At 74.5% G+C, this 247-nt stretch carries 1 protein-coding gene; it reads right to left on the bottom strand.

Annotation, left to right across the window (positions count from 1 at the left end; genetic code table 11):
* The coding region (locus ACSNOK_RS35570) for a hypothetical protein (protein ID WP_436784804.1) at nt 1-247 on the bottom strand (247 nt) is incomplete at both ends.

Here is a 247-nt window from a genome sequence, read left to right on the forward strand (position 1 = left end):
GCCCAGTCGGCCTCCGTGGCGGCGTCGAAGCGGCCCAGGTAGTTGAAGAGCAGCCGGGGGCTGGGCAGCGCGGCGAGTTCGGGCGCCGTGTCGGGGTTCAGATGGCGCAGCAGCCCGTAGCCGAGGCCGTGGGCGGACGCGGTGGCGAGGTCCTCCTTCACCTGCTTGAGCACGGCGGCCAGGCGGGCGTCCTCGTCGGCGGTGGAGCAGGTGTCCGCCCGGGGAGTGAGGGCGACCGGGTGGAGGT

Source organism: Streptomyces sp. URMC 126, from assembly GCF_051386555.1.
Classification (GTDB): Bacteria; Actinomycetota; Actinomycetes; order Streptomycetales; family Streptomycetaceae; genus Streptomyces.